This window comes from Microbulbifer maximicatervae (SeqCode) (genome assembly GCF_056231245.1).
Window position 1 is genome coordinate 2,530,026 of sequence record NZ_CP174334.1, and the last position, 14,668, is coordinate 2,544,693.

Sequence of the window (14,668 nt, forward strand, 5' to 3'; positions counted from 1 at the left end):
CACTCTTGAAAACCTTATCAAAGCGCTAGCCAGAATCATTGGTAAAAACTATAGGATCAACAATACCAATTAAGATGGCAACCACCCTACTTGGCCTTCGACAAAAATTCTAGTGATTCCATGTAAAGCTTCTTCAAATGCTCAAACAGAGAGACTTCACCAGATTTCCTATCAAAATAATGCCCCTTTAGAGAAATTATTAAGTAATCCACAGAAAGCTAGATCAAGAAAACTAGAATGGCGCTCCCAATTCTAATAACTCAAAAAATGAGATTTTGTCGACAATTTCACAGATAACAATCGATTCCAATCGCACATTTACGGGCAAAATTATGAGCAAGCTATTCAGCAAGAAAACTTTGGCACTGGCATTTACAGTCATACTGGCTTCATGTGGAGGAGGTGGAGGCTCTTCTTCAGATTCGGACCCAGCCCAATCATCTGACGACAATGGCGGGGGCCAAGGCTCTGGGGATGGTGGCGGTTCAGGTAGTGGTAGCGGCTCTGGGGATAGCGGATCGGGGACCCTTCCAGACAACGAACCTGGCACTGTGACTGTTGGCGATATAGAAACGGCTGATCTGGGGTTTGCGCAGATTACTTCCCGGGATATCACATTGCCGAATGGCCAAACCAATGCCGAAGAAGTCCATGGGCTCCCACACTATATAGCCAGAACAGATAGTAATCAGGATGACAATCTACATTCTGTGCCCATGCGAAGTTACACCACAGCTTGCGCAACCGACACTGATAGACCCAGGATGTTTGTTTCCAAAACCCTTAGCGAAGGTAGTGGAGAAGATGAAACCACTTATGGCACTGTTTATGAGCTGCAATATAATCCTGAAACTCTAAGCTTCGACCAAACCGGCAATACCACAGTTCTAAAACAATGCTACGAAGCCCATGGTATCGCAGCTAGCGCTGATTGCTCACGGGTTGCGGTCTTGTGCAACACTGAATACCAGGCAAACGAGCGCTATGATGTTCAAGGGGATCTGGTTGAGCAATACGGTAGCGACTGGATGAAGATGGAAAATAATATCAGTGCTATTGACGGACGTATTGAAAGGGATATCGGCCTGATGATATCTACCAATCACAGTCAATACATTGGCTATTTTACGGACCATCCCACACTAAAGTTCGAGGACTTCCTACCTGGGCTAAAAGAAAATTTCCCCGAGACCGACTTCGGCAATTCCCCGACCTTTAAGACAATTAAAGGTAACGAAATGCAAGAAGAGATGGCTTATATTGTCGATCAACTCTCTGAAGCCGACTATAACGCTATGGTCGAGTATATTCGCGAGAATGGCTATAAATATAATGATCAAATCTGGCTAATGGAGTGGGATAACTTAGCCCTTAGCGAGAAGCCTGCGGCCTACGTTGTAAACAAGATGCACGGAGGTGGCCACGCCGGAGCCCAAGAGCTTATCTATGTCGAGAATGATAGCCAAGGCCGCACCAGCTACGCTTTCTCAGTAACTGCTCGGGTTTTTGATAGCAGCTATGGTGGCTCCCACTATTCTGCTGGAATGACTGTTATTGATCGCGATAACTGGTCCTTAAATATGAGTGGCAGTAATAACAGAGGCTGGTATTGGCTTTGCGGCTACGGTCATGTCTTGAATATCCGGGCATTTTATAATCCTGGTACCGAAAAGTATGGAGCAATTTGCACTAGCGATGGTGGTCAATATAATCAATCGCGCGGATTAAATACTATTGCCATCAAAATGGAGGATATTTCTTCTACCAGTAGATTTGAAGGTTACTACAATTACCTGATCCCCTCCGACAATGCATTTTTCTCTAACGGAGGTGGACATACTGTAGTCCCTGTGGATGAAGATACTAACTTATCTCTCATCGTCTCCCCCAAGTACATTGATGACGAGGAAATGAATCGCTTCCTGCAAAGCGAATACGGCATTGATACCAGCACTGAAGGGCCTTTTGACCAGCAATGCTCATCCGATGATACGAACTGCTTCTTTTCCTACATGTCAAACAGCGATAACCCAACCATTTCAAGACAAGGGCTACGCAGTGGGGATGCTCTGGAATCCTCATCCCTGACTCGCATTGGTATTGCTAAAGCGGATGGTGAAGGAAGTATCGAGGGGGAAGGCTTTAAATGGCTTGTAGAAGAGCCCGACTGTCAAATCAGTGATCCACAACTTATCGACTTGAAAAATGGGCGTTACCTATTTGGCTATGCTCAATTTCAGTGTATTTCCGACAACCTTTCTTATAACCGCAGTTCCGCTAAAAATGGGGCAATGCGGATGCTTGTTCCGAAAGCCTACTATGTTATGGAAATTGATGCAGACCTAAATGTATTGGAAGGCCCTGTAAAGCTGACGAATTTTGGTTGGGGCGGACTTGACGAGCCTGTCTTCCTGGGCAACGGCAAAGTCGCTTGGTCATATATCAAGAACCCTACAATTGATAGTTACGGCGGCGGCAAGCAAAACGTTTGGCAAGCGATGATTTACCACTCAAATAGCGCCAATTGATTCATTCATAGAAAGTAAAACTAGCTGTGATAAAAATAGAGGATTTTGCTCTCTATTTTTATCACACAACTAATAGACCTCAAGAAGCTACAAAGATAAAGAAGTGCTATTCACCTATTTATCGACCAATAGCAAAACCTTGTCGAATAAAAAACTCAAAACTACTGTTTCTTCACACAATGACTACTGGATCGGTAGAATAATACGGCAACAGCTCAGTGTAATTGCTTGAAACTACGTACCCAGATACAAGTATGCTAACCTCCCGCCTAAATAAAATTAGTCACTGAACTAACTGCCCTTTCTTCATTGAGTTTTGAATTTAGAAGCCACTACGCAATAAGGAGATCGCGATGGCTATTACTGTTCATGTCTGGAAGCAAAAGACCGGGAATGTCGGACATGCTTCCATCACCATTGATAACACCTATATCAGCTACTGGCCTTCTTCAGCAGCAGGGAAAAAGGACTTTAAAATCGGCCGATCTCACAGCCCTTCCTTTCCAAGTGGTTATCGAGTTGATAGACGCCTCGAGGGTGGTGATGCGGATCAGAACATTCTTATCGATGGGCTGAATGAAACAAAAATGATTGAAGCCTGGGAAAACTTCAAGGGCGAGCAGAAGCATTACAATATGAAGGATCAGAATTGCTCGACGGTCGTTGCCTGGTTACTTGAGACTGGCTCAGGGTTCGCATCACCTGGAAAAGGAGGAATCAAAATCAGTGACTGGGCAGCAAGTCCTATTCATCGTATTCTCTTCCAGTTACGCTTTTTTGGTAATCATATTGATATGTGGACACCCAATGATGTGTTAGCTTATGCGCTACAAATTCGAAGCCAGATAACCTCATGAGCCTACCGCTATTCTACTCGCCAAATTACAACATCAGCTTGCCGCTGCTTTCCAGCTTGCATCCTTTTGATGGCTGTAAATATGAGAAAGCATTGGCACTGATTAATGCCGAGTCAGAAGCGAACATTGAGTTAAGAGTTGTTTCAGAGCCTCTTAGTCAAGACTGGCTATTATCTGTACATACGCAGCCCTATTTAGATAGCTTACATCAATCGAAAACACTGGCTCGCGTTATAGAGATGCCGCTACTGCGCTTGCTGCCCGCAGGCGTTTTAAATAAATATTTCATGAAACCAATGCGCTTTGCAGCAGAAGGCACTTGCTTGGCGGTACGGGAAGCCTTGAGCAAGAAAACCTCTGCTTTGAATCTCGGTGGAGGTTATCACCATGCATTCGCTGGTCACGGTGAGGGGTTCTGTGCTTTCGCCGATGTAGCCATTGCTATTAATCGTGCCCGCGAACAGCACCTGCTCTCACCAGATGACAATATCTGGGTAATTGACCTTGATGCCCATAGAGGGAATGGGTTTGCTGACTGGGCCATGGAGGACCCCAATATACATATCTTTGATATGTACAATATGCAAGCCTACCCCGGCTTGCACCCCGATGAGCAGGAATCTCGCTGGCCATTTTTAGTACCCCTAAAGCAAGGAACAGATACTGAAGGTTACCTCAGTCGGTTGGAGTCAGAATTTTCGGACTTCATTAAGCAGAGCCCACTGCCTAAACTGGTTATCTACAATGCAGGCACAGATATTATTGCCCAGGACAAGCTGGGGGGGCTCCAGGTCAGTATCGATGGGGCCAGAAAAAGGGACCAATGGCTAGTTGACCAGATTCAATCGCTGGATGCGCCTATGGTCACCGTAACCAGTGGCGGCTACTCCGAAAACTCCTATCGTCTAATAGCTGACTTAGCGATTTACCAGGCAAAAAAGGTAACAAATTGAAGCTCTGGAGAGGCCTCTGTCATTGAGAAAAGTGGCCCAGTAAACAACCGCTCCCTAACCCACCAAATTTTTCCATAGATTTTTGAGTATTTAGGCACTTGATTGACGCTGGAGTACTGAGCACCAAGTTACTCTTTGAGCTCTTTCGCCCGCAACCAAGCCAACCCAAGACCAGCGGCAACCGTAATACCCATGCCTATCACACCACGGATACCGAATTCTGTGTCAAACATAAAACGATCAGCTAACACACCGACGAGGATCGCACTGTAAAACAGTGCCCCAACGAGGTAAGCAGGTGCAACACGATTAGCGATCGTGTAAGCAAGATTCTGTGGAACAAACAGCAGCGCTGGAATCGCGAGAATCCATAGCGACGATGTCTCTACCTTCGCATCCTCCCAGAATACAATAGATAAGCTAAAGACCAACATCCCAACAGCGAAATAGAACATGATGCGCTCAGGTGGCTCGGTCCGGCCTGCGACACCGGTTGTGATACTACCCGCTGCACGCGCTACTCCCGCTAGCAACGCAAGGAGTGAGTAGGGATTGAAAATGCCCTGAACACTGTGCTGGATCAAAATGAGGCATACGCCCAAGAATGCCAATATCGCAAGAAAGATAGTGGCGATACTAACCCGGTGACCGAGGAATACTCGGGCCATCAACATGGCAAAGAATGGATTCGTGCTTTCCAGCACCAGCGCATCTGCGATGGGTATGCCCTTGACCGCCCAATAGAAGGCAGCAAAATAGACAAAACCTGATATGGAGCGAAGGACAAGGATCTGGGGATTCACCGGCCTTATCCCCGCCACCCCCTGTCGCATCAGAAGAAACATACCCGACAATGGAGCAAGCAATATGACCTGTGCAGCCAATAGCAGAAATGGGCTAAGGCCTGCACCAGAACCCAGCTTACCGGCAATACCAAGACACCCCATCAGCACTCCGCCGAGAAGAGCTAACCCAACACCCAGGGAATGATTTTGATAAGTAGATGGCAAACTGTCACTACCTTTGGCAATTAGAGGTCAAACCTGCCTGAGGGGTAATAATGATGCCTTCATTTATGTATCGGGCGGGTCATTACAGAGCAGGACTCTATGTAACATTAGCCCCCGATTGATTCATTTCCTATTGGGCAAGCCAAAGAGTTTGACGCAGTAATTACTTGCCTGCCGGCGTCAGTTTCCCTGTAACAAAAAATATGAACTTCATAATATGAAATCTGAGCTTTGACCACTTTAAGATCAAGAGTATTAATCCTGTCCCCAGTTCTGCCTCAACAGATATACAGCATAAGCGATTGTCGGCACTTCCTTTCTGCCAGACGTAACCCCACATAATATCTAGTTACTTCTCCTTGCGGTTTATATCAAACCCTTTGGACTTCACCGCACAAGGGTGGTTGGCAGCCCTAAGTTACTTCAAATTGGTGGTGGAGCGTAAGAATCTATAGCCGCCCGCTTGAATATGACGATTGTACCCACACCCTGTTTACTAAAATCGAGTTATGCCCTACCGATCGCTAACTTGCATAAAGATCACTGCTCTCGGAAAACTCTCTTAGTGTCTTCATATATTTTTCTACATACTTTAAAGCACTTTCTTTGCTAACTAGCGGTTCACAATGCCCGAAAACAAACACCCCTTCTCCATCTATTGTACAAGTCACTAGCATTATGGGGTGTTCTCCATGTGTTTGAACAGTCATAGCCACACCAAAGTCAAAGAACATTAAGGGGCCTGTATACTCACTGATATCCCCTACATTGGATACACAAATCCCAGAGGGGAAATAGTCTTTCTCAGCACTAGAATTTTTAGCCAAATCTTTGATCTCATCAAGGCTGTAATCAGGCACAAGTGGAGGTTTAAAAAAATGCCCATTTCGCAATTGCAAATAAACTTTTCTTTGAATTAAACGTGCGAGGTTTAATAAGTCGAGACTATTTTCATCTGATGATAAGGATATGGTTAATACAGCTGTACATTCCCCTATAACATCTCGATCTATCTGGCGTTTACACAAATATTGTGCATTTATAGGTAACGTTAACTCTGTTGTTGAGCGAAAACTTGGTAATGACTGGGCAGCAATAACAGCAATGGCATTATAAATAGAGGTAACCTGAACATTCTCACGCTTTGAAATTAAATGTAAATAGGAACATAATTTTTTAGGGAGGACACGGTACATAGAACATCCCATTCTAAGGGAGGCGTTTGCTGCCTGCTCTACTGGCCACTTTGGAGAAACGTCATTTCCGCCACCAACTGCCGATTGTCTTTTTTTAAGGTGTTTCATGGAACTAACATACTCCACCACCGATTTTTGCATGATCGAAGCAGAGGGTTTACTTCCTGAACCCCCTCTCAAGAACCGATCCAAATCTCTAACCAAGATTAATAAGGAGCGTCCATCCATGGCAGCATGGCTTACCATAAAAGCAATCCACTTTACTTCTTCCTGCTCATTCATATAAACCGTGAAACGATACACATATTTATCCAGCTCAAGAACTTTACTTCCTAAGCGCCTGAACTCTTCCTGATAATTTAAAGGCATTGCATCATGCTTTATTTCAAAAGGAATAGTTTCAAACCCCACATCACAGAACCAATAGGCATGATCATTTTTTTCTATACGAGAGCGGAGCATTGGGTGCAGGTTATGGAGGTATTCCATTCCCTTTAGTAATTCTTCGATACCGAGAGAATTACATACCCTGAAGAAGACAGCTAGTTGAACTGCGCCATTTGACTTTTCAGTCAACTCTACAGAGAGTGCTTCCTGAGCTCCAAGCTCACGAAAAGGTTTTGTATTTTTCATTGCAGGCTCTTCCCAGTCGGGAGATCACTGTCAATAGTATAGAACGAGAAAGCGCTATACCCTTGTAACATTTATAACAATCGATTCTAGATAACCACGAGACTCTCACAAACCTTATAGATCTCGGCGCCATAGGTAATGGGATCTCTTTCCACCTACTTATTGATGATATCTTTCAGGACCTTCATGAACTTTCACTTACTGTCAACGCCGCTCAATATTCTCCGCCTAACAAATACAAACAAATGATAAGCAACAACTACAAATCCGACCTTGCACCCCATCTGAATTGAGTTGATTGACTTTTCATTCTCTGAATCAAAAAACAGTGAATACACATGTGCAATAACATTTGTTAAATCAATCAACACAACCATTAAGAATATGACCAACCAATAACAAAACAATAAGAGCCTATTAAGGTTCATAAATATCAATCCACTTCCTCAGCGACTGTTAACTATCACCCCAACCTCTAGTTACTTCTCCTTGCCGCGTTTATCGAACCTAATGGGTTCCATCGCACAACTAGGTTTTTTTAATTTTTTACCATACCTTTGCCCTGACTTGAAGGGAAACATCCCTCGGTACCGGTTACAATAATATAACTAGCTCTCATCTCTAGTCTTTTGGTGTCCTGGATTTATCATTTAGGATCAACCACTCCCTTTAGTCAAATATTGTATTCATCAGGAAGCAACTAACCTTAAACTCCCGTTAGACTCTCTATGTACTTTCAACTCACGATTGAACGCCCCCAAAACCATGACCCACATGCCACCCAATATTCTTCATCGCGCCCCTGCAAATAAAATACATCTTGAATATCGGACACCTTCCAAATCAACTTACTCTTGATTAGGTTGTTATTTTCTATACTTAAAATTTCTACGTTATTTGATTTTGCCCATAACTCAATCTTTTTTCTAAAGTAATTATATCGCACTATTAACAGAGTATATGGAAGCCCTCCAAAGCAACCTACTACCACCATCAGTATTCCTTGGTACAGATACAATCCAACTAGATTAAAAAAAGTCGCACAATTCGTAGCGAAAGCGTTACAAATATTGACACATTAGGACCAGCAGGATCAAATACTGTGCAAGCACATGCCCCCTATATAGATATCGCTTACTACCGCAACACCCGGTCCACTACCACCACTGCTAACATCTTCATTCAACATTCAGGCCTCCTGAATTATTTTGAAAACTGATGCTTCCAGACTAATGAAGAGGATAGTTGAAGCAGTAAAACACAAGTGTTGACCTATTCTGATCTCAATATAGATATTGTGGGTAGATCTTGTAATCTCACATTATCCTTTGCAGATCAATAACTTATATGTAAATCATTGCTCTCGGAAAAGTCTCTTAGTGTCTTCATATATTTTTCTACATACTTTAGAGCACTTTCTTTGCTAACTAGCGGTTCGCAATATCCAAAAACGAACACCCCTTCTCCATCTATTGTACAAGTCACTAGCATGATCGGGTGTTCTCCATGTGTTTGTACCGTCATAACTACACCAAAGTCAAAGAACTCCAAAGGGCCCGTATACTCACCTATATCTCCTACATTGGATACGCAAATCCCAGAGGGAAAGTAACCTTTAGCAGCACTAGAATCTTTAGCCAAATGTTTAATATCAACAAGGCTGTAATCGGGCACAATTGGAGGTTTAAAAAAATTCCCTCGCCTCACCTGTAAATAGAATTTTCTTTGAATTAAACGTGCGAGGCTCAATAAGTCAAGACTAGTTTCATTTGATGATAAGGATATAGTTAACGCAATTGTACATTCCCCAATAACATCCCGTTCTATCTGGTGTTTACACAAACATTGTGCATTTATAGGCAACATTAACTCTGCTGTTGAGCGGAAACCTGGTAATGACTGGGCGGCTATAATCGCAATGGCATTATAGATAGAGGTGACCTGCACATTCTCATGTTTTGAAAGTAAATACAAAAGAGAAAATAATTTTTTGGGTAGGACCCGATACATAGAACATCCCTTTCGAAGGGAAGCATTTACTGCCTGCTCTACAGGCCACTTTGGAGAAATATCATTTCCGTCACCAACTGCCAACTGTCTTTTATTAAGGTGTTTTATGGAACTAACATAATCCACCACCGATTTTTTCATTATCGAAGCAGAGGATTCATCTTCAGCCCCGCCTCTCAAGTACCGATCCAAATCTCTAACTAGGAGTAATAAGGAGCGTCCATCCATGGCAGCATGGCTTACCATAAAAGCAATCCACTTTACTTCTTCATGCTCATTCACATAAACCGTGAAACGATAAGCATATTTATCCAGCTCAAGAACTTTACTTCCTAATCGCTTAAACTCTTCCTGATAATTTAAAGGCAATGCATCATGCTTTATTTCAAAAGGAATAGCTTTAAAAGCTACATCACAGAACCAATAAGCATGATGATTTTTTTCTACACGAGAACGGAGCATTGGGTGCAGATTATGGAGAAATTCCATTCCCTTTAGTAATTCTTCAACACCCAGAGACCTACAGGTCCTGAAGAAGACGGCTAGTTGAACTGCACCGTTAGACTTTTCGGTCAACTCTACAAAGAGTGCTTCCTGAGCCCCAAGCTTCCGAAAAGGTTTTACTTTATTCATTGCAGGCTCTTCCCAGTCGGGAGATTACTGCCAATAGTATAGAACGAGGACGCGCTACACCCACGCAACATTTATAATAATCGATTCTACATAACCACTAGATCTGCACAAAGCTCATAGATACCGGTGCAATAGGTAAGTTGCTTCTAGGAAAGACGCTTTAAGTTCCAAACTTTACTTGATGAGAGAGCCCTCATCGCCTGCATGGCCTATATCGATCTCAATTCTATCTGAGCCAAAATGGCAACAACCCCAGAAAGTTCTGATCACACCTAGACTCAATGACGTTTTCATGCAGCAATTACAGACGAACAGCCTAAAGAGCTATTACCACTTGTAGGAGATGAGCGACTGAATATACCTAAGTGGCTTCCCTTTCGACTGGATCACTATTTAGAGCTAATAGTCTGGAGTGGTCGACATTGAAACCCCAGAAAGTACGGCGCCATTTCTGAGAGAGTTCCCCCGTACTCGCACGACTGAGTATACCAGCAAAACATTGACTTTATCGCAATCAGGGTGCTGTGCTCGGTGGTTTCGTTTTCATGAGTATTACCAGATAGCCACCTTAAGCAGTGCGCTCTTTAGCGAAACTCCTGGTGGTAATGTTACTCCCTTCTGTCTCAATCTCCTTATAAGCATCAATATGGGTGCCATAGAAGCACTGACCACTATGCCGTTGCGTTAGATGCGACTGAATTGGTTGTTGCTGTCGCAGCCCACACTGAGACCATCGATACCGGTGATCAGTTTAATAAGTTAAGACACCCACAAAAGTCACCCTTAACATGTGAGGATTCCGAATCAATTACTCCAACACATGCAGAACACTAAATTCACTGTCATTTATTTAGTAAATAATGTTTACACCTGTGGCTTTCCCAGAAAAAACCTCACCCTCAAGATCAACCTGAAAAATAGTTAGACTACTATCAACTTTTGGAGCATGTAAGTGGAGGTATTCAGAATCTCTCTCCCATTGATTCTCAATTTCTAATGAGAACGTTGCAAAGCTATCACTGAAAGTAAACTTCAAATGACCAGCATATGTAATCCGCCCTGACTCAATAGTAAACTTTTTCTCAGGTAGCCTCCTTGGTTTTATATAAGTAACTCCAGGGATGGGATCAACTAAAATAAACGAGGAGAATTCATAATCGCCTGCAGAAAGCTCTCGCATTATTACCCTGCCACAAGGAAACTCCCACTGCAAAGGTGCAGGGCGAAGAGCACTCTCCTGATTAATAGCAATAGCTTCCTCTGATCTTCCTCCTAATTTTCTATATTTTATACTTATATTGGAAGGACAATTTTCAGTAACTGAAAAAACAGCCACTCCCTTTCCGGACTGTGGATTAAGCACGTAATTGCTTGGAATATTAAAAGGGAGAGATCCACATGAAGCTAAAAATAGCAATAAAGTAATCACACCTATTTTTTTGATCATCGAAATACTCTTCTCTTTTAGCCCATATAAAAATCGGCTCAATATTAAAAACAATAAGATACTATTTATTTGTCATATTATGGAGTTAAATTAACCATATAGAGTGGAAAGAGGTCAAGATAATTTTCTTGATATTTTTTAATTTTACACACAAATAGTACCAATCTATAGATAGCTATAATTGAGCTTGCCGTGTATTCATAATCTTGCAATGACTGTGAACATGACCGCAAGCGGATTGAATCCAGGATGGATGATCTAGTTTCAATCTTCGCTCTTGATATCGTGGTCTATGCAGTAATGAGTAACCGCTACCATATCGTAATTTTTATCGACCAAGAGAAAGCGTTGAGTTGGCCTGACTCCGATGTGATCTTTCATAGGCAAAAACTATTCAAGACTTACAAATTGGAGCTGCATAGTCTTAAAGGGGTACCCGCGATCACTGATAACTAAAGGGAATCATCGCTCTATGGCGAGATCGCTTGATGGATCTTAGCTGGTTTTTGCGCTGTTTAAACGAGTCTATAGCCCGTCAGGCCAATACTGAAGATAATTGTACAGGCCGCTTTTGGGAAGGTCGTTTCAAGTCCCAGGCTTTATTAGATGAAAGAGCCCTCGCCGCCTGTATGACCTATGTCGACCTCAACCCTATCCATGCCAATATGGCAAAAACGCCAGAAGATTCTAATCACACCTCGATCCAACAACGCATTCGTGCAGCAATCTCAGGTGAGTAGCCCAAAGACTTAATACCGTTTGTTGGCAATGAGCGCCTGAATAGGCCTAAAGGGCTGCCCTTTCGGCTGGATCACTATTTAGAGCTAGTGGACTGGAGTGGTCGACATCTAGACCCCAGAAAACGAGGTTATATTGCTGAAAGTACGCCACCCATCCTCAAACAACTAGGCATCTCACCAATACACTGGCTATACCTCAACAGAAACTTTGAAAGTCGCTTTAAAGGATTGGTGGGATCAGTAGAGACAGTACAGCAAGCCTGTATACAGCTCAATAAACGCTGGGTGCACGGTATAGGCGACTGTCGGCGCTTCCTTTCTTCAGCACCCTGCTAGTTACCACCCAATCTATCGATACTTCTCTTCCCGGCTTGTATCCAAACCACGATTTCCAACCCAAGTATATTTTCTCAGTCTTCCACTGCACCTTAACACTAAATCAGAAAGAAATAGTCGCTAGAGCTGGCACTAAAAACACGGCTCGCACTTCTCTCCAGTCTTTGGGTGTCCAGAATAATAGCTTATACACTAAGGGTTAGTCGCCACACGCCGACTCATAGTCATTTACATATTTTAAGTATGACTCAGGAATTTTGGTTGCATATTCTTGCAATTCATTTGATTTTATAAATTGCTGCCTTCTAGCTTCATCCAACGGACCAATTACTTTCTCTGTATCTAAATCTAAAAACCAATATTCCAAATGCTTTTTGTATATCGTGCCTTCGTCCCGTTTTCCATTGAAAGCATCGCACTCAATAACCGAAACATCCATTCGTGCTACATGCACCCAACTCCCTTCCTTTTTGACAAAAAACACTCCATAAGGAACTACCATTTTTAGTTGCTGATCTGGAGAGTCTTCTTTTGATATATGGCTATAAAAATCATCTGTTTTAGTATAAATAAATGGAGATAGTGGGTCACCCACAACCCAATACCCAAATACTAACAGAGCTAGTAATAGAGGTAAGCCAATCAAATAGACTCTTCTAGATAACATCATTTGAAAATCCTCACATTTACATCTCCGTAAAAATCTGTTTTATATCCTGTACCGCAATGTAAACAAGAAGTAGGTCCAGTTAACGTGTTTAGATTTCTGAGCCAATTTCCTTGATTTAACCAACTCTTCATATCAACAGTTAAGTACCGTGCATCCAACTTTACCTTTAACTCAAGGTCCGAATTTAACTCATATAGTAGACCCGTTTCTCCTTTATTAAGGAAGTACCCCTGTTTCGTTACCTCAGCAGCAATTTCATTTGCCCTTTGCTGTCGCATGTTTTGTGCAATTACTCCCTACACTCAATAAGAACTTCCGTATATCTTAATTTATCATTTACTTTTTCTTGATCTGCACCAACCGAGTGGGGAGCTAGTTTGAATTCCAAATAGTGTCTATAACCATAACCAACTTTTATGCTCTCAACCTGTGAGACTTCAAAATGACCATAATCGATATTTCTTCCATGAAATTCTAGTGAAGCAATATTAACGGGGATATCAAATAATTCCCAATCAATATCAAAGTTATTGTACGCATTCTCAGCGTACATCAATCCAACTCTTGAGTGATCTACTCGATAATTTGAGAAATTACTAAGTACATTTTCCACACCACTCCATAACTGCTCCAATAACACTTCGTCTTTAGATAAAGACTGCAAATTAGAACAAGGGGCTCTAGTAGCCGAATTAAACTGAATCACAAAATATGATGCAATTAGGAATAGCCCAAGAAAAAAAATAACAGTAAAGTTAAAAAGCTTATTAATCATTTACATCATCACTTAATATTGTAATAGTCTCGACCAAATCTTGACCAAAGCCCCCCGGTTTGTGCCTAATATAAATTGTAGCTTCCTTTACCAGCAAGAACATCATTTACATTCCAAGCGCCTACGAGTGTATTTAGAGTAGCTTCAGAAAATCCATAACGCCCAACAAATACACCAACACCAATATAGTTTATTTAACCCCCTTTGAAGACCCCAATATTATCAACATAAAATTCCTGATTAGCATATCCATATAAAAATGTGTCTGCCTTGCTAATGAAATTTTCTGAAAATTCAGAAATATTTATAGGGTTAACTCCATCAGCCTTAATACTCATATACTCTGCGATAGTAATTATATCTAGCTGACTTAACTGAATAGGCGTATCGGATCCTTCCTGGACACCTTTAAAAACCTTAAATCTAAGTAACTCGTAGCGCTGTTTCCACTTCTCTTGTGCACCATCATTTGAACTCGCAGCAGAAGCACCTCCCTCAGGTTGAGACTGATTAGCAGTAGTTACATCCCCCCCTCTACTCTGCCCATCAGCCTGACTCTCCTCACTTGCCCCACCAGAACGACTCCCCTCACCGGCATCAGTAATAGCCTCTTGCCCTACGGTTATAGAGGAAGCCGATATGCTACCCCCACTACCTGATACATCAGCTTTCTGCCCTTTACTGCGATCAATCCTACTCGCCGCAGTACTGTGGCTCGGGGGACCTCTTCTCTTTTTCTGACTTTTTAATGCTCTCTGCCCACTCTCAGTTGTAGGATTATCCTCGCTCTTAGAGCGCCCATTGTGCTTCTGCCCGGTGTCACCGCCCTCTGGGGCATAGCCCGTAGGATCAGTCGCCGCCAATGGGTTATTCATCACAT

At 42.5% G+C, this 14,668-nt stretch carries 12 protein-coding genes; 5 read left to right on the plus strand and 7 right to left on the minus strand.

From position 1 onward, the window contains the following. Positions 1–332 precede the first annotated feature (332 nt). The 3 genes from ACJJIS_RS10920 (at position 333) to ACJJIS_RS10930 (ending at position 4,338) form a co-directional block, all read left to right on the plus strand. Positions 333–2,528 carry a hypothetical protein gene (locus ACJJIS_RS10920; RefSeq protein ID WP_475710281.1) on the plus strand — a complete coding sequence of 732 codons (2,196 nt, stop codon included), beginning with the start codon at positions 333–335 and terminating at the stop codon, positions 2,526–2,528. A gap of 353 nt (positions 2,529–2,881) precedes the next feature. Further along, the gene (locus ACJJIS_RS10925; RefSeq protein WP_444927951.1) at positions 2,882–3,385 is read left to right on the plus strand and encodes a hypothetical protein; all 504 of its coding nucleotides are present in this window, start codon (positions 2,882–2,884) and stop codon (positions 3,383–3,385) included. Then, the gene (locus ACJJIS_RS10930; protein ID WP_475710282.1) at positions 3,382–4,338 is read left to right on the plus strand and encodes a histone deacetylase family protein; all 957 of its coding nucleotides are present in this window, start codon (positions 3,382–3,384) and stop codon (positions 4,336–4,338) included. Before ACJJIS_RS10925 ends, ACJJIS_RS10930 begins: the two co-directional genes overlap by 4 nt. A gap of 128 nt (positions 4,339–4,466) precedes the next feature. Here the strand turns inward: ACJJIS_RS10930 and ACJJIS_RS10935 are convergent, their stop codons facing one another. The 4 genes from ACJJIS_RS10935 to ACJJIS_RS10950 all read right to left on the minus strand — a co-directional run bounded on the left by ACJJIS_RS10935 (position 4,467) and on the right by ACJJIS_RS10950 (position 11,267). Beyond that, entirely contained in the window at positions 4,467–5,348 is an 882-nt protein-coding gene (locus tag ACJJIS_RS10935; protein WP_475710283.1) for a DMT family transporter, read from the minus strand. Between the two features lie 524 nt (positions 5,349–5,872). Continuing rightward, positions 5,873–7,177, minus strand: a complete 1,305-nt coding sequence (locus tag ACJJIS_RS10940; RefSeq protein WP_475710284.1) for a condensation domain-containing protein — start codon at positions 7,175–7,177, stop codon at positions 5,873–5,875. Between the two features lie 1,335 nt (positions 7,178–8,512). Beyond that, positions 8,513–9,820 (minus strand): hypothetical protein, encoded by a 1,308-nt coding sequence (locus ACJJIS_RS10945; RefSeq protein ID WP_475710285.1) that lies wholly within the window; start codon positions 9,818–9,820, stop codon positions 8,513–8,515. Between the two features lie 850 nt (positions 9,821–10,670). Then, positions 10,671–11,267 carry a hypothetical protein gene (locus tag ACJJIS_RS10950; RefSeq protein ID WP_475710286.1) on the minus strand — a complete coding sequence of 199 codons (597 nt, stop codon included), beginning with the start codon at positions 11,265–11,267 and terminating at the stop codon, positions 10,671–10,673. 249 nt (positions 11,268–11,516) lie between these two features. Between ACJJIS_RS10950 and ACJJIS_RS10955 the strand changes: the two genes are divergently transcribed. Together ACJJIS_RS10955 and ACJJIS_RS10960 are read left to right on the plus strand one after the other, a co-directional pair. Further along, positions 11,517–11,723 carry a hypothetical protein gene (locus ACJJIS_RS10955; protein ID WP_475710287.1) on the plus strand — a complete coding sequence of 69 codons (207 nt, stop codon included), beginning with the start codon at positions 11,517–11,519 and terminating at the stop codon, positions 11,721–11,723. Between the two features lie 32 nt (positions 11,724–11,755). Beyond that, positions 11,756–12,007 (plus strand): transposase, encoded by a 252-nt coding sequence (locus ACJJIS_RS10960; protein WP_475710288.1) that lies wholly within the window; start codon positions 11,756–11,758, stop codon positions 12,005–12,007. Between the two features lie 535 nt (positions 12,008–12,542). On the opposite strand, the gene ACJJIS_RS10965 is transcribed toward ACJJIS_RS10960, so the two are convergent. The 3 genes from ACJJIS_RS10965 to ACJJIS_RS10975 all read right to left on the minus strand — a co-directional run bounded on the left by ACJJIS_RS10965 (position 12,543) and on the right by ACJJIS_RS10975 (position 14,663). After that, positions 12,543–13,013, minus strand: a complete 471-nt coding sequence (locus tag ACJJIS_RS10965; protein WP_475710289.1) for a hypothetical protein — start codon at positions 13,011–13,013, stop codon at positions 12,543–12,545. 289 nt (positions 13,014–13,302) lie between these two features. Beyond that, entirely contained in the window at positions 13,303–13,788 is a 486-nt protein-coding gene (locus ACJJIS_RS10970) for a hypothetical protein (protein ID WP_475710290.1), read from the minus strand. A 194-nt stretch (positions 13,789–13,982) separates the two neighbouring features. Further along, entirely contained in the window at positions 13,983–14,663 is a 681-nt protein-coding gene (locus tag ACJJIS_RS10975) for a hypothetical protein (RefSeq protein ID WP_475710291.1), read from the minus strand. Positions 14,664–14,668 lie beyond the last annotated feature (5 nt).

Coding starts and splice junctions, on each gene's coding strand:
- ACJJIS_RS10920 (WP_475710281.1), top strand. CDS start 333: ATGAGCAAGCTATTCAGCAAGAAAACTTTGGCACTGGCATTTACAGTC.
- ACJJIS_RS10925 (WP_444927951.1), top strand. CDS start 2,882: ATGGCTATTACTGTTCATGTCTGGAAGCAAAAGACCGGGAATGTCGGA.
- ACJJIS_RS10930 (WP_475710282.1), top strand. CDS start 3,382: ATGAGCCTACCGCTATTCTACTCGCCAAATTACAACATCAGCTTGCCG.
- ACJJIS_RS10940 (WP_475710284.1), bottom strand. CDS start 7,177: ATGAAAAATACAAAACCTTTTCGTGAGCTTGGAGCTCAGGAAGCACTC.
- ACJJIS_RS10945 (WP_475710285.1), bottom strand. CDS start 9,820: ATGAATAAAGTAAAACCTTTTCGGAAGCTTGGGGCTCAGGAAGCACTC.
- ACJJIS_RS10950 (WP_475710286.1), bottom strand. CDS start 11,267: ATGATCAAAAAAATAGGTGTGATTACTTTATTGCTATTTTTAGCTTCA.
- ACJJIS_RS10955 (WP_475710287.1), top strand. CDS start 11,517: ATGGATGATCTAGTTTCAATCTTCGCTCTTGATATCGTGGTCTATGCA.
- ACJJIS_RS10960 (WP_475710288.1), top strand. CDS start 11,756: ATGGATCTTAGCTGGTTTTTGCGCTGTTTAAACGAGTCTATAGCCCGT.
- ACJJIS_RS10965 (WP_475710289.1), bottom strand. CDS start 13,013: ATGATGTTATCTAGAAGAGTCTATTTGATTGGCTTACCTCTATTACTA.
- ACJJIS_RS10970 (WP_475710290.1), bottom strand. CDS start 13,788: ATGATTAATAAGCTTTTTAACTTTACTGTTATTTTTTTTCTTGGGCTA.
- ACJJIS_RS10975 (WP_475710291.1), bottom strand. CDS start 14,663: ATGAATAACCCATTGGCGGCGACTGATCCTACGGGCTATGCCCCAGAG.